This is a genomic window from Mycetocola zhujimingii, from assembly GCF_003065425.1.
GTDB classification, from domain to species: Bacteria; Actinomycetota; Actinomycetes; order Actinomycetales; family Microbacteriaceae; genus Mycetocola_A; species Mycetocola_A zhujimingii.
Genome location: NZ_CP026949.1, coordinates 677556 through 698308, shown reverse-complemented (window position 1 = coordinate 698308; position 20753 = coordinate 677556). Strand labels below are relative to the sequence as shown.

General features: G+C 66.0%; 16 protein-coding genes and 1 tRNA gene. 5 read left to right on the top strand and 12 right to left on the bottom strand.

All coding sequences use genetic code 11. The features are described from left to right. Positions 1-36: 36 nt before the first annotated feature. Positions 37-1974, top strand: coding sequence for an ABC transporter ATP-binding protein (locus tag C3E77_RS03265; RefSeq protein WP_108390318.1), 1938 nt, complete (start codon positions 37-39; stop codon positions 1972-1974). A 10-nt stretch (positions 1975-1984) separates the two neighbouring features. Here C3E77_RS03265 and C3E77_RS03260 read toward each other — a convergent pair whose 3' ends face one another. Both C3E77_RS03260 and C3E77_RS03255 read right to left on the bottom strand, forming a co-directional pair. Continuing rightward, entirely contained in the window at positions 1985-2242 is a 258-nt protein-coding gene (locus C3E77_RS03260; RefSeq protein ID WP_108390317.1) for a zinc-ribbon domain-containing protein, read from the bottom strand. A 207-nt stretch (positions 2243-2449) separates the two neighbouring features. Next, the gene (locus tag C3E77_RS03255; protein WP_108390316.1) at positions 2450-4327 is read right to left on the bottom strand and encodes a phosphoenolpyruvate carboxykinase (GTP); all 1878 of its coding nucleotides are present in this window, start codon (positions 4325-4327) and stop codon (positions 2450-2452) included. Between the two features lie 126 nt (positions 4328-4453). Between C3E77_RS03255 and C3E77_RS03250 the strand changes: the two genes are divergently transcribed. Further along, the gene (locus C3E77_RS03250; RefSeq protein ID WP_108390315.1) at positions 4454-5896 is read left to right on the top strand and encodes an XRE family transcriptional regulator; all 1443 of its coding nucleotides are present in this window, start codon (positions 4454-4456) and stop codon (positions 5894-5896) included. A gap of 13 nt (positions 5897-5909) precedes the next feature. Here the strand turns inward: C3E77_RS03250 and C3E77_RS03245 are convergent, their stop codons facing one another. Together C3E77_RS03245 and C3E77_RS03240 are read right to left on the bottom strand one after the other, a co-directional pair. Then, complete coding sequence (locus tag C3E77_RS03245) at positions 5910-6242, bottom strand: DUF7882 family protein (protein WP_108390314.1); 333 nt, start codon at positions 6240-6242, stop codon at positions 5910-5912. A gap of 112 nt (positions 6243-6354) precedes the next feature. Next, entirely contained in the window at positions 6355-7158 is an 804-nt protein-coding gene (locus C3E77_RS03240) for a TrmH family RNA methyltransferase (protein WP_108390313.1), read from the bottom strand. Between the two features lie 155 nt (positions 7159-7313). Between C3E77_RS03240 and C3E77_RS03235 the strand changes: the two genes are divergently transcribed. From C3E77_RS03235 to C3E77_RS03225, 3 genes are read left to right on the top strand one after another with little or no spacing between them, the layout of a single operon-like run. Next, the gene (locus C3E77_RS03235) at positions 7314-8969 is read left to right on the top strand and encodes a thiamine pyrophosphate-binding protein (RefSeq protein ID WP_108393002.1); all 1656 of its coding nucleotides are present in this window, start codon (positions 7314-7316) and stop codon (positions 8967-8969) included. Positions 8970-9006: 37 nt separating this feature from the next. Further along, complete coding sequence (locus C3E77_RS03230) at positions 9007-10386, top strand: FAD-binding oxidoreductase (RefSeq protein WP_108390312.1); 1380 nt, start codon at positions 9007-9009, stop codon at positions 10384-10386. Further along, positions 10383-11702 carry a class I SAM-dependent methyltransferase gene (locus tag C3E77_RS03225; protein WP_108390311.1) on the top strand — a complete coding sequence of 440 codons (1320 nt, stop codon included), beginning with the start codon at positions 10383-10385 and terminating at the stop codon, positions 11700-11702. The genes C3E77_RS03230 and C3E77_RS03225 overlap by 4 nt, the downstream gene beginning before the upstream one ends. Here the strand turns inward: C3E77_RS03225 and C3E77_RS03220 are convergent. The 8 genes from C3E77_RS03220 to C3E77_RS03185 all read right to left on the bottom strand — a co-directional run bounded on the left by C3E77_RS03220 (position 11699) and on the right by C3E77_RS03185 (position 20689). Beyond that, entirely contained in the window at positions 11699-12301 is a 603-nt protein-coding gene (locus tag C3E77_RS03220) for an isochorismatase family protein (protein ID WP_108390310.1), read from the bottom strand. The genes C3E77_RS03225 and C3E77_RS03220 overlap by 4 nt on opposite strands. A gap of 93 nt (positions 12302-12394) precedes the next feature. Next, positions 12395-14152: a D-alanyl-D-alanine carboxypeptidase/D-alanyl-D-alanine-endopeptidase gene (locus C3E77_RS03215; protein ID WP_108390309.1), complete on the bottom strand. Its 1758-nt coding sequence runs from the start codon at positions 14150-14152 to the stop codon at positions 12395-12397. A 65-nt stretch (positions 14153-14217) separates the two neighbouring features. Beyond that, a complete protein-coding gene (locus C3E77_RS03210) occupies positions 14218-15204 on the bottom strand; it encodes a Gfo/Idh/MocA family protein (protein WP_108390308.1) in 987 nt (328 codons plus the stop codon). Between the two features lie 383 nt (positions 15205-15587). Beyond that, on the bottom strand, positions 15588-16208 hold the full coding sequence (locus C3E77_RS03205; RefSeq protein ID WP_108390307.1) for a Pr6Pr family membrane protein: 621 nt from the start codon (positions 16206-16208) through the stop codon (positions 15588-15590). Positions 16209-16287: 79 nt separating this feature from the next. Then, entirely contained in the window at positions 16288-17586 is a 1299-nt protein-coding gene (locus C3E77_RS03200; RefSeq protein ID WP_234031278.1) for a cation:proton antiporter, read from the bottom strand. A gap of 139 nt (positions 17587-17725) precedes the next feature. Continuing rightward, a tRNA-Thr gene (locus tag C3E77_RS03195) sits at positions 17726-17801 on the bottom strand. A 76-nt stretch (positions 17802-17877) separates the two neighbouring features. After that, a complete protein-coding gene (locus C3E77_RS03190; protein WP_418288057.1) occupies positions 17878-19470 on the bottom strand; it encodes an alpha/beta hydrolase in 1593 nt (530 codons plus the stop codon). Positions 19471-19546: 76 nt separating this feature from the next. Next, on the bottom strand, positions 19547-20689 hold the full coding sequence (locus C3E77_RS03185; protein ID WP_108390305.1) for a DNA polymerase III subunit delta': 1143 nt from the start codon (positions 20687-20689) through the stop codon (positions 19547-19549). Positions 20690-20753: the final 64 nt, after the last annotated feature.

The following is a 20753-nucleotide window of genomic DNA, read 5'->3' as shown; positions in this document are numbered from 1 at the left end:
CCTCCCGTCATTCCCCAAGGATCCAAGGACACCCGCATGTCAGCCCCCAGCAGTACCCGGCCCGCCCGTCGCTCTCCGTTCGGACGTCCGCCGAAAGCCGATGAGGGCCCTCGTGCCCGATTCGGCGAGCTGATCCCCTATCTGTTCGAGCACAAACGGATCCTCTGGTTCATCATCGGCCTGAGCATCCTGGGCTCGGCCGCGTCACTCGCCCAGCCACTTCTCGTCAGCCAGGTCATCGGCATCGTCGAACAGGGCAAGTCACTCGGCGGCCTGGTCTGGGCGCTGATTGCGCTCGTCGTGGTCTCTGGCGTCATCTCCGGCTACCAGCACTACCTCCTCCAGCGCACCGGTGAGGGCGTCGTCCTCTCCAGCCGCCGCAAACTTGTCGCCCGCATGCTGCACCTGCCGATCTCCGAGTTCGACACGCGCCGCACGGGCGACCTTGTGTCGAGAGTCAGCAGTGACACGACACTGCTCCGCGCGGTCCTCACACAGGGACTGGTCGAAGCGGTCGGCGGCACCATCACCTTCGTTGGCGCCCTCATCGCCATGCTCATCATCGACCCGGTGCTGCTTGGCCTTACCGTTCTCGTCATCGCTGTCTCGGTCGTCACGGTCGTCGCCCTCTCCGGAAAGATCAGGGTCGCCAGCCAGCGCGCGCAGGCCAGGGTGGGCGACCTTGCCGCATCCGTCGAGCGCGCCATCAGCTCGGTTCGAACCGTGCGGGCATCGAACGCTACGGATCGCGAGATCGCCACCGTCGACGACGACGCCACGGGCGCATGGCGAATGGGCATCCAGGTCGCCAAGGTGTCAGCTCTCGTCGTCCCCGTCGCCGGCATCGCCATGCAGGTGTCGTTCCTCGTGGTTCTTGGAGTCGGCGGGTTCCGGGTGGCGAGCGGCGCGATCACTATCGCGAGCCTCGTTGCCTTCATCCTGTTCCTCTTCATGATGATCATGCCGCTCGGCCAGGCGTTCGGTGCGATCTCCGCGACCAACCAGGCGCTCGGCGCCCTCGGCCGCATCCAGGAGATCATCAACCTGCCCCGCGAAGACGACGCGGATGCCGCCATCGCCGCGACCGTCGCCGCCCCCGGCATCCGCTCCACCAGCGCGCCCGCCATCGAGTTCGATTCGGTGGTGTTCTCCTACCCGGCTGCGGCCGTCGAGACCCCATCCGAAACGGACCAGGATGCCGCAGCGGGCGTCGCCCCGCACAGCGCGCCGCTCACACCGAGCAACCTGACGGCGAGCGACCCCGCGACCCCCGCCGACAAACGCCGACCGGGCGACCCGGTGCTGCGCGGCGTCAGCTTCACGGCTGCACGGGGGAAGCGCACCGCGCTCGTCGGCCCGTCCGGCGCAGGCAAATCGACGATCCTCGGTCTGATCGAGCGGTTCTACGACCCTGAGGCCGGGTCAATCCGCTTCGGCGGCGTCGACATCCGCACGATGCCGCGCACGGAACTGCGCTCGCAGATCGGGTACGTGGAACAGGACGCTCCCGTGCTCGCCGGGTCCATCCGCGACAACCTGCTGCTGTCGACCCCTGACGCTACCGACGAGGACTGCATCCGCGTACTGCACGCGGTCAACCTCACCGATGTGCTCGACCGTAACCCGCTTGGGCTCGACGCCCCGGTCGGCGAGGAGGGCATCATGCTCTCCGGTGGAGAACGTCAGCGTCTCGCCATTGCGCGCGCTCTGCTCTCCGCTCCCCCGATTCTCCTGCTCGACGAATCCACGTCGTCGCTCGACGGCGTGAACGAACAGAAGATGCGGCTCGCGATCGACGCCGTCGCTGAGGATCGCACACTCATCGTGATCGCGCACCGGCTCTCGACGGTCGTCGACAGCGACGCGATCGTGGTTCTCGACCAGGGCCGCGTGATCGGTTCGGGTACGCACTCCGAGCTAGTGGCATCCGTGCCCCTCTACAAGGAACTCGCCAAGCACCAGCTCCTGGTCTAGGCGCGCCTGGTCAGCTGACCTGGCGGTTGCGGGCGGCCCACTCGATTCCGTGGGTGGCCTGTTCCTTGGTCAGCGAGGTGGTTCCGCCGCAGTTCGAGCAGGTGACGTAGTACTGCTTGCGCAGCGTGAACAGGGGAATGAAGAACACCGAGACCTTCGTTGCGCTCTCGATAACGTCCTGCGCGGCATGTGTGCCGCAGAACTGGCAGAGGAAGTTCACAACGACAAGAACCCGGTTGCGGAGCGTTGTTCCGAAAATAAGGAGCATCCGTCGAGTGTAGGTAACGCGCGGCGGCGGTGAGGAGGGGTTGCGTTTGCCCGTCTCTTACGTCAGCGGGGCGTGCCTCGACCCGGCTGACGTGCCCCGATCAGGATGCCAGCGGCCGCGAGGTGCCGGGAAGTGCTCTGAGACGGTCCCGCCAAGGTGTCTCAGAACACTTCCGGGCACCTCGCGGCATCCGCCTGCTGGTTCTGGCTACCGGCTCCGCTGCAGCCTGTAACGCAGCGACGCGAGCTCGGCACGGAGGGCCGGTGGCACCCTCGAGCCGAAGGTGTTGAAGAACTCTTCGGTCAGGTCGGCCTCGACGAGCCATGACTCAGGATCGATGGCGAACAGCGCCTCAAGAGCGTCATCGGAGACGTCGATACCGTTCCGGTTGAGGTCTGCGAGCACCGGTATGCGACCCGCGGGGGTTTCCTGCGCCGGTACTTGTCCCTCGATGCGCCGGACGATCCACTCGAGCACTCGCGAATTCTCGCCGAATCCCGGCCAGAGGAATCCGCCGTCGGCATCCTTGCGGAACCAATTGACCTGGAAAATGCGCGGGGCCCGGTCGAACCGGAGCTTCTCACCGACCGCGAGCCAGTGCGCCCAGTAATCCGCCATGTTGTACCCGCAGAACGGCAGCATGGCGAACGGATCGCGGCGCAGCTCGCCCACGGTTCCCTCGGCGGCCGCCGTCTTCTCGCTCGAGATGGTCGCGCCCATGAACACGCCGTGGGTCCAGTCGGTGGCCTCGACGACCAGCGGCACGTTGGTGGCACGGCGTCCGCCGAACAGCACAGCGTCGAGAGGAACGGCGTCCTCCCAGTCATCGGCGATCGACGGGCACTGGGCTGCCGCCACCGTGAAGCGGGAGTTCGGGTGTGCGGCCGGCCGCCCGGAGTCGGGCGTCCAGTCGTTGCCCTCCCAGTCGGTGAGGTGGGCGGGAGCCTCGTCGGTCAGGCCCTCCCACCAGACGTCCCCGTCGTCACGCAGCGCGACGTTCGTGAAGATCGTGTTGCCCCAGAGCGTTTCGACGGCGGTGACGTTGGTCGACTGGCCGGTGCCGGGTGCCACGCCGAAGAACCCGGCTTCGGGGTTGATGGCCCACATCCTGCCGTCCTCACCGGGGCGGAGCCAGACGATGTCGTCGCCGAGGGTTTCGATACGCCAGCCCGGGATCGTGGGGCGCAGCATCGCGAGGTTCGTCTTGCCGCAGGCGGACGGGAACGCGGCGGCGACGTGGTACTTCTTGCCTTCGGGAGAGATGATGCGGACGAGCAGCATGTGCTCGGCAAGCCAGCCCTCGTCGCGCCCCATGACACTCGCGATGCGCAGCGCGAAGCACTTCTTGGCCAGCAGGGCGTTGCCGCCGTATCCGGAGCCGTACGACCACACCTCGCGCGACTCGGGAAACTGCACAATGTACTTGGTGTCGTTGCACGGCCAGGGCACGTCGGTATCGTCGGCGCCCAGCGGAGCACCGACCGAGTGCACGGTCTTCACCCAGGGGACGCCGTCGGCGATGAGGTCGAGAACCTTGTCGCTCGCACGGGTCATGATGCCCATGGAGAGCACGGCGTAGACGGAATCGGTGATCTGCACCCCGAGCTGTGAGAGCGGGCCGCCGACCGCACCCATCGAAAACGGAACGACGTACATCGTGCGCCCGCGCATGCTGCCGGAGAAGACAACATCCAGTTCGCCGCGCATGGATTCCGGGTCCTGCCAGTTGTTCGTCGGCCCGGCGTCTTCCTCCCGATCTGAGCAGATGAAGGTGCGGGATTCGACCCGGGCGACGTCGCTCGGCGCGCTCCTCGCGAGGTAGCTGTTGGGGCGCCATTCCGGGTTGAGCTTGATGAACTTGCCCTCGGCGACCATCTGTTTGGTCAGCCTGTCGCTCTCACGGACTGACCCGTCACACCAGACGATGTCGTCGGGCTGCGTCAGCGCGGCAATCGAGTCGACCCACGCACGGAGCGTGTCGAGCGGGGTGGATGCCCGGGTGCCAGCGGTCGGGACGGCCCCCGTCTCCGCGCGCCCGGACGTCGGAGTGGTGACCGTCTGACGGTCGATTTCGGCGATCGACATGGGAGCTCCTCTGCTGCGGTGCGCGATGCACAAGTTTTTGTCCTGCTTCCACTGTCACAAAGAAGTTCGCTGAAAAATCAGAAAAGTACCGTTAAGAACTGCTCTTCTTTCGGTTACGGTAAACGCATGACTCCACAGGCCTCCGATCTCTCGACGCTCGGGCATCGCATCCGTCACTTTCGGACCGAGCACAACCTGACGCTCGACGAGCTGGGCGAGCGCGTTGACCTGGCGGGCAGCCAGCTCTCTCTGATCGAGAACGGCAAGCGCGAACCGAAGCTCTCGACGCTCCAGGCGATTGCGACGGCTCTTGGTGTGGCCCTGACCGACCTGTTGTCCGCCGAGGCACCGAACCCACGCGCGGCGCTCGAGATCGAACTGCGCCGGTTCCAGCAGAGCTCGCTCTACACCGAGCTTGGTCTGCCCAGCATCAAACCGACGAAGGGCATGAGCGACGACGCTCTCGCAGCGCTCGTCGGCCTGCACCGCGAACTCCAGCGGAAGGCGACGGAGGCCATCGCCACCCCCGAGGAGGCCCGTCGCGCAAACACCGAGCTGCGGGAAATGATGCGCGAGCGCGACAACTACCTGTCGGACATCGAGGACCTGGCCGAAGACCGCCTCAGGGCGGCGGGTCACGTACGCGGAGCGCTCACCCACCGCACGGTGAGCATCATGGCCGAGCAACTCGGCTTGAGCCTCATCTACGTCAATGACCTGCCGCACTCAGCGAGAAGCGTGACCGACCTCGCCAACGGCCGAATCTACCTGCCGCCTGCCTCCATTCCGGGTGGCCACGGCCTCCGCTCGATGGCGCTCCAGGCGATGGCGCACCGGCTGCTCGGCCACACTCGGCCGACGAGCTACGCCGCTTTCCTCCAGCAACGGCTCGAAATCAACTACTTTGCCGCGTGTTGCCTCATGCCGCAGAAAGCTGCCGTCGACTTCCTGACCCAGGCCAAGCGTGAGCGGAACCTGGCGGTCGAAGACTTCCGTGACGCGTTCGGCGTCACCCATGAGGCCGCGGCGCTCCGGCTGACCAACCTCGCGACGAGACACCTCGACATGCCATTCCACTTCCTGCGGGTCGGCGAGGACGGTTCCCTCGCGAAGGGCTACGAGAACGACAACCTCCCGCTTCCCGTCGACGTCACCGGTGCGATCGAGGGCCAGCTGGTGTGCCGCAAGTGGAGCGCACGAAGCGCGTTCGAGCGCACCAACCGCACGACGGAGCTCTACCAGTACACCGATACCCCCGCCGGCACGTTCTGGTGCGCAACCCAGACGGGCACGACGAGCGCTGGCGAATTCTCGATCTCAGTCGGGGTGCCGTTCAACCAGGCGAAATGGTTCCGCGGGCGGGAGACGACGAGGCGCGCGACGTCGACCTGCCCCGACCCCTCGTGCTGCCGCCGTCCGCCGTCGACGCTCGCCGAGCGCTGGCGCGACAACGCCTGGCCCAGTGCGAGGTTGCACGCGCACGTGCTCGCTCCGCTTCCGAGCGGCACCTTCCCCGGCGTCGACGACTCCGAGGTGTACACCTTCCTGGAGCGGCACTCCACCGAGTAGGCGCCGCGTCGGGTCAGGCGGGCCGACCTGCTCGGGACGTGTCCTCCGGCTCCTCGGTAATCGTCAGGCCCAGGGGACCGTACGACGAACTCATCATTGACTCGAGCCAGTGCTTGTTCAACGTGGGCGACTCGTCGGCGCTGAAATGGAACTGCAGCGGTATGGCCGGCGACAGCCACAGCGAAGTGCGCCCGAGTTCCTGGTCGGGATCGAGTGGCCAACTGAGGTAGAAGCCCTCCCTGCGACGAAGCTTTGACCCGATGACCACCTTCAGGTGGGCGAGGAGTCGGTCCTCGAACTCATAAGTCTCGCCGAAGCCGTAGACCAAACTTCCCAATCTCTTCATCTCTCCTTAGCTCGTTGACGCCCATCGGCGCACTGGTTACCACCTGTGTTGACACACGCCCGGATGGCACGGGAAATCTGGGGCTATGACGCAGAGCCCTGCCGGACTCGACTCAGCCGAGAGCCCACATGGCGACGGCACTGGCTGCGGCAACGTTGAGCGAATCGATGCCGTGTTTCATCGGGATCTGCACGACGGTATCGGATGCCGCTATCGCGTCTGCGGTCAGCCCGTCACCTTCAGCGCCGAGCACGAGGGCCAGGCGCTCGTGCGATGCCCCATCGAAGTCCCGCAGACTCACAGCCTTGTCGTTCAGCGCGAGGGCGGCAACATGAAAACCGTGCTCTGTCAGCAGGGCGCGGGTCGATGACCAGTCTCCGACCCTGGTCCATGGCACCTGGAGCACCGTGCCCATCGACACGCGAATGGCGCGTCGATAGAACGGGTCGGAGCAGCGCGGCGTCACGAGGATTGCATCCGCCCCGATCGCGCCCGCTGAACGGAAGATGGCGCCGACATTGGTGGGGTCTGCAACATTCTCGAGGATCACGATGCGGCGAGCGCCGGCGAGCAGTTCTGCCGGCTCTGGCAGCGCCGGCCGGTGCATCGACGCGATGAGACCACGGTGGAGCACATAGCCGGTGAGACCGGCGAGCAGTTCCCCCGGGCCGACAAAGACGGGGACGTCGGCAGCGTCCTCGCCGAGTGCCTCGATGGCCGCATCAGCGCTCGTCCCGAGCGCGAGGACGGAACGCGGTCGGTGACCGGCACGCAAGGCGCGCTGGAACACGAGCAAAGATTCGGCGAGGTACAGACCGTGCTCTGTCCCGCGAGCCTTCTTCAGCGCGACGTCGGTCAGGTGCGCATAATCGGTGAGGCGCGGGTCGTTGAGGTCGGAAATCTCGATAACGGGCACTGCGCGAGTTTACCGACCACAGGGCCAGGACTAGACTGCCCGGTGTCAACGGCATCGCGCCGTGCGCTCGGAAAAGGGGCGTTGAACGAGGTCGGCACAGGCCCCGCGAGACATATACGGAACTCACACGCCGCTATATGACCTCGAGGACAGCCATGACCACCGTCGCCACCCGCATCGCCGAGGCCCTCGCGCCATCCGTCTCTCACGCCTTCGGCGTGATGGGCAACGGCAACGCCCACGTCATCGACGCTCTCGGCCACATCCCCGTCGTCTATATCGCTGTTCGGCACGAGGCGGCAGCGGTGGCGGCCGCAGACGCGTTCTACCGGGCAAGCGGCAGGCTCGCCGTCGCGACCACAACCTACGGCGCCGGCTTCACCAACACGGTCACGGCACTGGCCGAGGCGGTGCAGGCCGGCACCCCGCTGGTGCTGCTCGTCGGCGATTCACCCACAACAGGGCCACGGCCGTGGGACGTCGACCAGCGTGCGTTGGCGGCATCCGTCGGTGCGCCCACATTTACCGTGAGCACAGCGGATGCCGGTTCCGTCACGGTCGCCGCCATCGGCCACGCGCTCACCCACCGCACGGCGGTTGTGCTGGCGATCCCCTCCGACCTTGCGACTGCAGACGCCGCCGAGGAGGGAGCGCTCCCCCGCGTGGCGTACCCCGCGCCTCTGGAACCGACGGAGGCGGACATCGCCGCTGCCGCGCGTGTGCTCTCCGGCGCCAGGCGCCCGGTCATTCTCGCCGGCCGAGGCGCCTGGCTGGCCGGGACCGGCGAACCGCTCAGCCGTCTCGCGGACGCGCTCGGCGCCCTCACCGCAACGACAGCACTCGGGCGCTCACTGTTCGCCCGCCCGGAGTTCGATCTCGGCACCGTCGGCGGGTTCGGCCAGGACGAGGCAATGCGGCTGATCGGCGAGGCCGACGTCGTCCTCGTTGCCGGCGCGGGTCTCAACCACTTCACCACGAAGTTCAACACGTTGTTCGCTCCGGCCGCCGCAGTAATCCGGATCGATGATCGCGAGCCCACGCCACATCCCGCCGTCACGCACTCTGTCCACGGCGACGTCGCCCTCGCCGCGAACACCCTCCTGGCCGCCGTCCCGCCCGCTCCGCGCCACTCAGCGGGCTGGCGCGACCGCCTGGCAGCAGATGCCGCGAGGTTCCGCGTTCGCGAATCGGGAGTCGGCACGATGGAAGACGGCAGACTCGACCCCCGCAGCGTCGCCATCAGACTGGCCGGTGTTCTGCCCGAGGATCGGGTGACGGTGACCGACGGCGGACACTTCCTCGGCTGGTCCAACACCTACTGGAGTGTCGCATCGCCCAACCGCTCGCTCATGGTCGGAACCGCGTTCCAGTCGATCGGCCTTGGGTTCGGCAGCGCCGTCGGCGCGGCATCTGCCCTCCCCGACGCGACGCTCGTGGTGTCTACCGGCGACGGCGGTGGACTGATGGCTCTCGCCGACCTCGATTCGGTCATCCGCACGGCCAGGCGGGGGATCATCGTTGTGTGGAACGACGCCGCCTACGGTGCCGAGATTCACCAGTACGGGAGGCTGGGCCTCGGGACGGCGCCGATGCTCATCGACGAGGTCGACTTCGCCGGCATCGCGAGGTCTCTCGGCGGCAGGGGTGACGTCATCCGTTCGCTCGACGACCTGGTGGACTTCGAAGCGTGGGTCGCGTCGGGAAGCAATGGCGTATACCTGCTCGACTGCCGGGTCTCCCCCGCGGTCGTTGCGCCGTTCTACCGCGAGATCGTCGAGCACACGACTGCGTCAGCTGGGGTTCTGGCCTAGGGTCGCCTCGCGACACTCTGCGGAGTAGCGTGAGGGCGTGTCCGTTACCGCCACCGACGCACGGGACGCTCACGCCACCGGCGTCGAGCGACTTCTGCAGAGCTATCGGGCGCTCCCGGCGACGGCAACCGTGCGGCTCGCCAAACCCACGTCCAACCTCTTCCGGGCGCGCGACAAGACACACACCGCTGGGCTCGACACGTCGGGACTGACCGGCGTCATCGCCGTCGACCCCGTCGCACGAACCGCCGATGTGGCCGGTATGTGCACCTATGAGGATCTCGTCGAAGCGACACTGGCCTTCGGCCTGGCACCCCTCGTGGTGCCACAGCTCAAGACCATCACCCTCGGCGGTGCCGTCACCGGTCTCGGGATCGAGTCGACATCGTTCCGAAACGGCCTGCCGCACGAGTCCGTGCTCGAGCTGGACATCCTCACCGGTTCCGGCGAGCTCCTCACCGCGTCTCCGGCCGAGAACGCGGACCTGTACCGCGCGTTCCCGAACTCGTACGGCACCCTCGGCTATGCGGTACGCCTCCGCATCGAACTCGAGAGTGTGCAGCCCTTCGTCGCGCTGAGGCATGTGCGGTTCGACTCAATCGCTGACCTGGTGGCAACCATGCAGCGGATCATCGCGACCCGCGAGTTCGACGGCACCACCGTCGACTACCTCGACGGAGTCGTCTTCAGCGCAAACGAAAGCTACCTGTGTCTTGGGACGCAGACCGCGACCCCCGGAACGGTGAGCAACTACACCGGGCAGCGCATCTTCTATCGCTCGATCCAGCACGCCAGCGGCGTCACCCACGATCGGCTCACTACATCTGACTACCTGTGGCGGTGGGATGCCGATTGGTTCTGGTGTTCCGCCGCGTTCGGCGCCCAGCATCCGCTGGTCAGGCGTCTCTGGCCCAGGCGTTACCGGCGCAGCAGCAGCTACGCCGCGCTGATGAAGCTCGAGCGAAGGTTCGACATCGGAAACCGTCTCGAAAGCCTCAAAGGGCGCCCGCCACTCGAGCGTGTTGTGCAGGACGTGGAAGTTCCGATGGACCGGTCCGCTGACTTCCTGGAGTGGTTCCTCAGGGCGGTGCCCATCTCCCCGGTCTGGCTGTGCCCGCTGGCCCTGCGCGACGATACGGGGTGGCCGCTCTACCCGATCAGGCCACGCGAGTCGTACGTCAACGTCGGTTTCTGGTCCGCGGTTCCGGTCGGTTTGAGCGAGGGCGCGACGAACCGCCTCATCGAACGGACGGTCGGACAGTTCGACGGGCACAAGTCCCTGTATTCGGACTCGTACTACTCCCGGGACGAGTTCGACGACCTCTACGGTGGCGAGACATATCGCGAGGCGAAGAAACGCTACGACCCGGACTCACGACTCCTCGACCTCTATCAGAAGGCGGTGCAACGACGATGACGACGGTACACGACGGTACGCCGGAAACGACCCAGAAGACTGACAGGCTGACGCTCGCTGAGATCCTGGAGATTTTCGCGGGTGGACGGCTGCCGCTCCGGTTCACCGCGTACGACGGGAGTTCGGCGGGGCCACCGGATGCCGCGCTCGGGCTGGAACTGAAAACGCCGCGCGGCACCACCTATCTGGCCACCGGTCGGGGCGACCTCGGCCTCGCCCGCGCCTACATCGCGGGCGACCTCGATGTTCATGGGGTTCACCCCGGGGACCCATACGACCTGCTCAAAGCCCTCGCCGACGCACTGGTCTTCAAACTGCCACCGCCACGGGTGATGGCGCAGGTGATCCGATCGATCGGCGTCGAGCATCTGCGGCCCGTCGCTCCGCCGCCGGAGGAGATTCCCGCGAGGTGGCGCCGCGTCGCCGGGGGCATTCGGCACAGCAAGGGCCGTGACGCCGAGGCGATCCATCACCACTACGACGTCTCGAACACCTTCTATGAGTGGGTGCTCGGACCCACGATGACGTACACGTGCGCGTGCTACCCGCGACCCGACGCGACTCTCGACGAGGCGCAGGAGAACAAGTACCGGCTGGTCTTCGAAAAACTGCGCCTGAAGCCCGGTGACAGCTTGCTCGACGTTGGCTGCGGGTGGGGCGGAATGGTCCGTTATGCCGCGCGCCGCGGTGTTCGGGCGACCGGGGTGACGCTTTCTGCGGAGCAGACCTCGTGGGCGCAGCGCGCGATCGCGGAAGAAGGCCTTGGCGACGTCGCAGAGGTCCGTTTCGGCGACTACCGAGACGTCCCTGAGAACGGCTTCGACGCGGTGTCGTCGATCGGACTGCTTGAGCACATCGGGGTGCGTAACTACGCCGCCTACTTCACGTTCCTGCGGTCCAGGCTGCGTCCCGGCGGGCTGCTGCTCAACCACTGCATCACGAGGCCTGACAACAAATCGGAACCCTCAGCACGCGGATTCATCGACCGGTACGTCTTTCCCGACGGGGAACTCACGGGCTCAGGTCGAATCATCGGCGAGGCACAGGATGCCGGTCTGGAGGTCCTGCACGAGGAGAACCTCCGCCCGCATTACGCGCTGACGCTGCGGGACTGGTGCGCGAACCTGGTCCACAACTGGGATGCAGCGGTCGCCGAGGTGGGGCTTCCGACCGCGAAGGTGTGGGGCCTGTATATGGCCGGCTCCCGTCTCGCGTTCGAAAGCGGCGGGATCCAGTTGCATCAGGTGCTCGCGGTCAGACCGAATGACGGCTCGACGTCGGACACGCTGCCCCTCCGTCCGTGGTGGACTCCCTAACCGGCGTCGCTCGAGGCAAGCTCCGCTCCGAGGTGGCCCATCTCGATGAGCGCCGCGTCGCTCGTCTCACGAGCGACACCGGCGATGAGATCGGTGAACACCCGCACATGCCGCCCATGCTCGATGGCGTCGAGCACCGACGCGCGAACGCAGTAGTCCGTGGCGATCCCGGCGACATCGATCTCGGTCACCCCGTACTCATCGAGCACGGCTGAGATACCCGCTCCGTCGGACGCCCCGCCCTCCACCTCGCCGTCGTAAATCGAGTACGCCGGCTCACCCTGGCCCTTTTTCACGTGCATCGTCACACGAGAGAGATCGAGCGCCGGATGGTAGTCGGCTCCAGCGGTGCCGGCGACACAGTGCGCTGGCCACGTGACGACATAGTCAGGGTCGGTATCGGAAGCAGCAAAGTGCCCGCCGTTGTCTGACTCGGGGTCGTGCCAATCGCGGCTCGCGATGACGAGCGCGTAGTCGTCTGCATGCGCTTCCAGGTAGCGCGAGATGTCAGCGGCAACTGCTGCCCCGCCGTCGACGCCGAGTGCACCGCCCTCGGTGAAGTCGTTCTGCACGTCGATGATGAACAGTGCTTTGGTCATCGCTCCTCCGATTCGGGTATTCGCGCTCTTACGCCAGCGTACTCAGGTCGGCGTCCGCAACCGGGACTGCACGCTGCAGCCTCTGGCATCCGGCTACGTGTTTGAGAGATTCGCGCCGCACTTGTAAAAGCCTGTCGTGAGGGTATCGATGGCTGTCCTCGCCCCTGAACCAACATTGCCCGTCGCGTAGATCGCGAAGATGAGCGTCGAGCCGTCGACGGCGTCGATCATTCCCGTCAAGGTATACGCGCTTGAGATCGACCCGGACTTCGCGCGCACATGACCACGGGCGACAGCGTTGGCTCCGAAGAACCGGTTCGAGTAGTCGAGGGTTCCTGATTCCCCCGCGACCGGGAGACCGTCACGGATGATGGCGAGGTCACCCTCCCCCGCGTGAATCTTGAGGAACAGTTTGGTGAAGTACTCGGGCGGCACCGCGTTGTTGCGGCTCATCCCGGAGGCGTCGGCCGTGCGAAGCGCGGACGTGTCGATGCCGTACTTTGCCAGGCCTTGCGGGATCGCCGCTGCTATCGCGTCGATGCTGTTGCCGAGCCCCTGGGCGATCGCGAGGTGCCTGCCGATCATCTCCGCGAGCGAATTGTCGGAGGGGATCAGCGCCTGCGGGATCAGGACGGAGAGCGGCTGGGACGAGACGGATGCCAGTTCGGCCGCACCGGCCGGCGCCGATCCCAGCTCGGTCGGCACGTCGCCGAAGTACGACGCGAAAGCACTGCCAGCACGACCGATTGGATCATCGCCGCGTGGCGAGAGGAAGACCTGTGGGTTGGCCCTGTCAGCGTCGACCTGGAGTGCCGTGATGTGCGAGAGCCAGCCAGCTGCCCGCTCGGTCGCGGGCCAGGTGTCTCCCCAGGTCTTTCCACTGAAGTAGGTGGAATCGAGCACAATTTTTGTCACCGGGGTACCCGGGTTCGCGGCGTCATAGGCCGCTTTCGCCTTCGACGCCAGTTCATCGAGGTGCGCCGCACCGGTGTAGACCGGCTCCTGCCCCGTTGGCAATCGCGTCAGGGTGAGGTCTCCACCACCAACGAGCACTATCGTGCCGGGCTCACTTCCGGCCACGACCCGCGTTTGCGCACGGAAGTCCGGGCCGAGCACGCTGAGCGCCGCAGCTGCCGTGAGCACCTTCATCGAGCTCGCGGTCTGCGACGCGGTGGAGGGGTCACGCTCGAACAGGAGTTCACCGGTCGCCGCGTTGAGGACCTGAGCCTGCAGCGTCCCGAACCGGGAATCGCCGAGCAAGCTGGCGACGGAACAGCTGCGGAGCGCCGATGCTGGTGCCTCGGTCGCGGGAAGGGGTCGCGGCGGGGGTGTGCTCGCCGTCGGGGTGGGGGTCGCCGTCTCGTCAACATCGACGATCGCGAAGGGCGCGGCCTGGCCGGGGGTGGCGACCGCCGCGCCGAGAGCGACAACACCCGAGCCGAAGACCGCGAAGGCAGCAACCGATGCGGCGACGAGCCACGTCCGCGGATGCCGGGCGAACAGGGCGCCGATCCCGCCTGTCCGGTGCGCGGCCGGGTGGGGCGGCTCCTCGGTACCCACGCTCGCGAGGGGCGTCTGGTCGTCGGGTCCGGTGATCAGGCCGGCACCAACGGAGGCTGCGGCAGCCACCGGTGCGATCGCCACGACCGTTGCGGTTTCTGCGGTCAGCGGCGGTTCGTCCATCAGCGCGTCTTCGGGGCGATCCCCCTCGTTCTGTGACCGAGTGTCGAGGGGTTCCGCACCGTCGATCGGTTCGGATTCGCTGAGCAACCAGCTGGCCTCGTCGTCGCCGCTCAGAGTCCAGTCGTCGTCGCCTGAGCCCGGCTTGTCGCTCGGTGGTTTTTCACGCACCCGGGCATTTTAGCTGCCTCCGGCGTCGGCGCGCTGGATGCTTTCCGTTCGGCTGCTGCGACCGGTTACTCGCCGGGGTAAACCAGGCCGATCTGGCGCCGAATCTCGTCGAGGGTTCCCATGATCGCGACTGTCTCGTCGAGCGGAATGAGAGGACTCTCCGACTCGCCGGCGGCAACAACGCGCTCCAGCTCGGCAGCCTGGAAGTGCATGCCGCGACCGGTCACCGTCGACTCATAGGTCTCGGTCGCTGTGCTGGTGGCGTCATACACGGTGAATGACGTGGGGGTGTACCAGACCGCGTCGATGTCGATGCGACCTTCGGTACCGATGATGCTCGCCACGTTCGGGCCCTTGGTGTCGCTCGCCGACAGCGTGGTGGCGATGCGCTTGTCACCGTAGCCGAACAGCGTTGCGACGCTTGCGTCGGCGCCAGTGGCTTTGAACGTTGCGGATGCCTGCACCCTGTCCGGCGTACCGAACAGGTCGTTCGCGAATGAGATCGGGTAGATTCCGAGGTCGAGCAGGGCGCCGCCACCGAGTGCAAGGTCGTTGATCCGGTGTTCCGGGTCATCGGGAAGATCCTGGGTATGGTCGGCAATGATCGAGTGCGCCTCGCCGATGGCTCCGGACTCGATGACCTCGCGGATGCGGATCATGTGCGGCAGGAATCGGGTCCACATCGCTTCGAGCACGACGAGACCGCGCTCGCGTGCGCGCTCGGCAACCGCTTCGGCTTCGGGTTTGTTGAGGGTGAAGGGCTTTTCGACCAGCACGTGCTTGCCGGCGTCGAGGGCGAGAAGCGCCTGTTCCGCGTGGAAGGGATGAGGGGTGGCGATATAGATGACATCGACCTCCGGGTCGGCCACCAGATCCTCGTAGCTTCCGTGGACGTTCGGGATATCGAATTGCTCGGCGAACTCACGCGCGCTGTCCAGACGCCGCGACCCGACGGCCTGAACAGTGAAGTTGTGGAGAACGAGGTCTGATGCGAATGCCTTGGCGATGCCGCCCGGTCCGAGAATGCCCCAGCGGAGCCCAGTTGTAGTCACGGGTCTACACTACTGGCGGCAATCCGCCGCGGAAGGGACAATCCCCCACAGGGACGAGAACGCCGTCGTCTCCTGCCGCCTCAGCCGGTCCCCCTCATAGGGGACTGGGCTCACCGAACGCGCTGATTTAGGCTGAGTCGGATACAGGTCGATGAGAGAAAAACCCCTCCCACCGCCAGAATGGCGACTGGAGGGGCTCCCGATTGGGGGCACAGTCGGGTGCACGCCAACCCGGAGGGTTCGCGTGCCAGGATAGACCGTATCAGCGCGGCGCCGCGGCTCGATAGCCCACCCTTCGGGGGTCACGTCCGATCCCGTCCCGGCAAGCGGCGCGCCCTGCGCCTGCGATGCCCGCCTCGTCCCCCGCACTGCGCGCGGCCCGGCTAGCGCAGCCGCGACCTGGTTCTGGTGGACGCCACCAGGAGGGAGGCAAGAGCGACTATCGCGATCGCCAACACCAGCGCGTAAATACTGATCATCCCGTACCCGCCGGCAGCGTCTGGATCCAGGAAGAAGTACGGATACCAATTGGCCGTTCTTCCCCGCACGAGCGTGTACGCCGCCCACAGGATGGGAAACGCCAACGACACCCAGATGGCGGACCATGGCAGGCGACTTCGCGTTCCGAAGATGAAATCTCCCACCGCATAGATCGGCAGCACAAAGTGGAGCAGCTTCGATGACATGGGCGCCTGCAGCAGGAAGGGCGACAGTGTGTCGTCGACGATCAGGAGCGCGAACACAGCACCGGATACCACGACGTAGGTCGTCGCGAGAAGCCGGAGGACGGTCAGCCATTGCGGCTCCGTACGGCCGGCGATTCCACAGACCACGGACAACGCCAACGCGACGACCATGATGATGTGGCTCTGAATGGTGAAGTAACTCAGGACATTGATCGCTATGCAGGAGCCGTAGAGGTAGAAGCAGCTTGTGCGGGAGAGCAACGCCCAGACGGTCACGGCGAGAACCACGATGCGCACGGCGGCAAGAACGAATCGCAAAGGCCCTCTTTCCACGAGGTCGAATCGGGTGGCGATCAGTTTACGGCCGCCACTGCCGCCTGCTTACGAGCCGATACGTTCAGACGTGGGTCTCAGTGGGTCCGATGTCCTCAGCCGACTGTTTCGCCGCCCTGGCCCGTCGGCGATCCAGATAGTTCATCGCGGGCGTCGCGACGACACCGTGGATAACGATGGATCCGAGGACGACGAGTGACGCAATGGCCCAGAGACGATCCGGATGCGTAAAGTTCCCGTGCTGAAGTCCATACGCGATGTAGAACAGGGATCCGACGCCTCGAACCCCGAAGAACGAGATAACGCCGCGTTCTCGTGGGCCGGTCTTCCCGAAAGCCAGCCCGATCCAACCCGCCAAAGGACGGATGACGAGAAGAAACAGCGCCGCAACGACCACATCGACCCACTGCAGGCTGTCAAACACTCCCCGGGCGATGGCACCGCCGAGGAGGATGAGCACAACGACGGTGAGCAGCCGCTCGACCTGCTCGACGAAATTGTGCAGCACCCGGTGATATCCGTGCGCCCGCTCGGCAGCTCGAATGGTGCACGCGCACACGAACACTGCGACGAACCCGTAACCCTCGACCAATTCTGTGACGCCGTACGCGAGGAAGGTCGCGGCGAGGGCAATGAATCCCTCGGCCCGCTCGGTCAGTTTCAGACGTTCGCCGGCACGGGAGAAGAACAACTTTCCCAGCAACCACCCCACGGCGATTCCGCCGAGAAACCCCATGCTGAGGCGCCAGGCGAGATCCACAGCGACCCATTCCCCCAGCCAGCCGCCCGGCGCGATACCGGCAATGCTGATGGCGATCGCCGCGTAGGTGAACGGGAATGCCAGCCCGTCATTGAGCCCCGCTTCGGAGGTGAGTGCGAGTCGGGCTTCGTCATCATCCACCTCCTCGTCGACGACCGGTTCGCTGACCTGCACCTCCGTGGCGAGAACCGGGTCGGTCGGCGCCAGCGCCGCCCCAAGAAGAAGTGCGCTCGCGACACCAAGTCCAAGCGCACTGACGCCGAGTACTGTAACGGCGAGGATGGACAACGGCATGGTGATGGCGAGAAGACGCCACGTGGTCGACCACCGTTTCCAGCCGACTGGTCGGTTGATCGCCAGCCCTGCGCCCATCAGCGAGACGATGACACAGACCTCGGTCAGGTGAAGTGCGATCTCCGTGTGCGCGAGAGGGTCAGGGTCCGGCAGGTCGGGTATCAACGCGAACCCCGCGATCCCGGCGGCGAGAAACACCATGGGTGTCGATATCGGGAGACGCCACAGGAAACGTGGGAGAAGCGCGGCAGCCAGCGTTGTCAGCCCGATTGCCGCGAATACCAAACCGGGTAGATCGAGTTCGATCACGGAGAGAGCATAAGCGTCAGGCTGCGGTACCGGATGGGGTTGACACCACCGAGCCAGCGCTCCGCTGTGATGCCCCGGTACGGATCGCGCGCTAACGAGAACAGGGACCGAAGCCGAAGCTTCGATCCCTGTTTCTGTGTGGAGCCGCCTGTGGGAATCGAACCCACGACCTTTTCATTACGAGTGAAACGCTCTGCCGACTGAGCTAAGGCGGCGTGTTCCGCTTCCGAGAACGGATGCGACGCACACAGCTATCGATCTTACATTGTCTTCGAGACAGTCACGACCATGTCAGGAGCACTTCGGGTCCTCCGTCGGCACCTCGCCGGAGATCAGGTAGTCGTCGACGACCGAGTTCACGCACTCGCTGCCCTTGTTGTATCCGGTGTGACCCTCGCCCTCGTAGGTCACGAGAACGCCGCTTTCCAGCTGGTCGGCGAGTGCTTCAGCCCACACATACGGCGTTTCCGGGTCGTTGGTCGTACCGACGACAAGAATCGGGGGCGCGCCCTCGGCAGTGATCTTTTTGCGTTCTGCGCCGTCGGGGTACGGCCAGTTCGCGCAGCCGATGTCGCCGTAGCCGAAGAACGGCCCGATGGTCGGTGCGGCCTCAGCCAGCGCCGCCGCCTCTTCCGCCATCTTCGCCGGGTCGTCGTTGTAGGTGTAATCCCGGCAGTTGTACGCGCTGAATGCTTCAGTGGAATTGTCGCTGTACGTGCCGTCTTCGTTTCTGCCGTTGTAGGCATCCGCGAAGGAGAACGCGTACTCAGCGCTGCCACTCATGACGTCCGCGAACATCTCGCTGAGCAGCGGCCAGCCGGACTCGGGTGAGTACAGCGGGTAGATGATGGCGGTGAGCAGGCTGTTCGCGCCGAGCATGCGACCATCGGTGTTCTTGATCGGGGACGCGTCGACCGAGGTGAGCAGGGCGCCGATGGTGGCCATCGCGTCGTCGACCGTTCCGCTGAACGGGCATTCAGAGCTACCGAGGCAGTCTTCGAGATAGGCGCGGAGCGCACTCTCGAAGCCCTTGGCCTGCGTGAGGTTGACCTCGAAGTTGCTCGTCGACGGGTCGATGGCGCCGTCGAGCACGAGCCGTCCGGCTTTCTTCGGGTACAGCTCCGCGTACGTGGCGCCGAGGAACGTTCCGTACGAGTAGCCGAGGTAGTACAGCTTGTCGTCTCCGAGCACGGCGCGCATCAGGTCCAGGTCACGCGCGGCGCTGACCGTGTCGGTGAATTCGAGGGACTCCCCGGTGTTGGCGGCGCAGGCGTCACCGTACTCTTTGGCGCTCGCTTCGAGCTCATCGATCCAGGCCTCGCTGCCGCGCTCAGAGGCGGCGAGCCCGTAGAGGTACTCGTCCATCTCCTCGGCGTCGAGGCAGGTGACGGGCGTCGATCGCCCGACGCCGCGGGGGTCGAACCCGACGATGTCGAAGCGCTCCTGCAGCCTGCTGTCGGTGGCATAGTCCACCGAGTCGCGCACGAAGTCGTAGCCGGAGGCACCCGGCCCGCCGGGGTTGACGAACAGCGAACCGATCGCGTCTCCTGGCGCCTGCTGCCGGATGAGGGCCAGTTCGATCTCACCGTCTTCCGGGTTCTCCCAGTCCATCGGCGCGGCGACGGTCGCGCACTCGAACGACCGCTCACAGTTCGACCAGACGACGTTTTGCCCGTAGAACTCGCGCAGGTTTTCCGCCACGTCTTCCGCGCTTGGCGTCGAGGTCGACACAGCGCCCGGCTTGGTGTCGGGGAAGAACGCCGTCACGCATCCGCTCATCGTCATGACGAGAGCGACCGTCAGAGCGACAATGCCCGTGACTTTCCTGCCGGTGTGTGCCTGACGCATCCCGCCGCGTCGCTGTGGATCTGTCACTCGAGTCATCTCCGCCTGGTCGGTGCCGTTGTTGTTCGGTGTCTCTGCTGTGTTCAGTGTGTTCGTGTTCAGTATCGCTGACCGGTCACCGGATCGCGGTCACCAGCATGGCCTCGAGGGCGAGGGCAGGGGCAACGTTGCCCTCGATGCGCCGTCGGGTCTGCTGGATGGCATCCATCGTCGCCATGGTCTCGGCCGGGGTGCGGGCCTCGCCTGCCTCCTCGAGCTGGTCGAGGAGTTCGCGGTTGATGACGGTCTCGCTTCGCCCGAGCTGCAACATGATGATGTCGCGATAGAGCGAGAGCAGGTCGACGAGGATCCTGTCGATTCCGTCGCGGAGGCTGCGGGTCGCGCGGCGCTTCTGGTCTTCTTCGAGCGATCGGATCTGCGACCGGAGCGCTGGCGGCAGGTTCTGGCCCGGTTCGACGCCGAGCGAACGCAGCGCATGCTCCCGCTCCTCGGCATCCTTCTGCTCGGTGAACGCCTTCGCGTCGTCTCCGGCGATCTCCATCATGCGCGCAGCGGCACGCACAGCATCAGACACACTGCGGATGCCGAGGGCAGCGGTGAGCGTTTCGTCGCGCCTCTCGCGGGCGCCGGCATCCGTCGCCAACCGGTGCGCCATGCCCACATGGCTCTGCGCAAGCCGGGCGGCGCGCTCAGCGGTTTCGGCGTCGACACCGTCGCGGCGGGAGATCAGGCCGGCGACCTCGTCGACCGACGGCACCCGCAGCCGAACAGCACGCACGCGTGACCGGATCGTGGGGATGAGGTCGGCTTCGCTGGGCGCGCACAGCACCCAAACGGTGCGTTCCGGTGGCTCTTCGAGTGCCTTGAGCAGCACGTTCGAGGTGCGTTCCGCCATGCGGTCGGCGTCTTCGATGACCATGACGCGGTACCGGCCGATCGCGGGTGAGAACTGCGAACTGCGCACGAGTTCGCGGACCTCGTCGATCTTGATGATGACGTTCGATGTCGAGAGGACGGTCAGGTCGGGGTGGGTGCGGGCGTCGACCTGCCTCGAGGTGACCGGGTCGCCGTCGGGCTCGGAACTGAGCAATGCCGAGGCGAATGCATAGGCGAGGTTGGAGCGCCCTGACCCCGGCGGACCGGTGATCAGCCATGCGTGAGTCATCGACCCGTGAGACTCGCCTCCGCGGTCGGATGCGGCGTCGCGCAGGAGCGATACAGCGTCGCCCTGCCCAATGACGTCATCCCAGGTGGCCATGGTCCCAGCCTACCCGTGACGACTGACAGCGCCCGCGCGTACCAGGAGCACTGCCCTCGTGTGC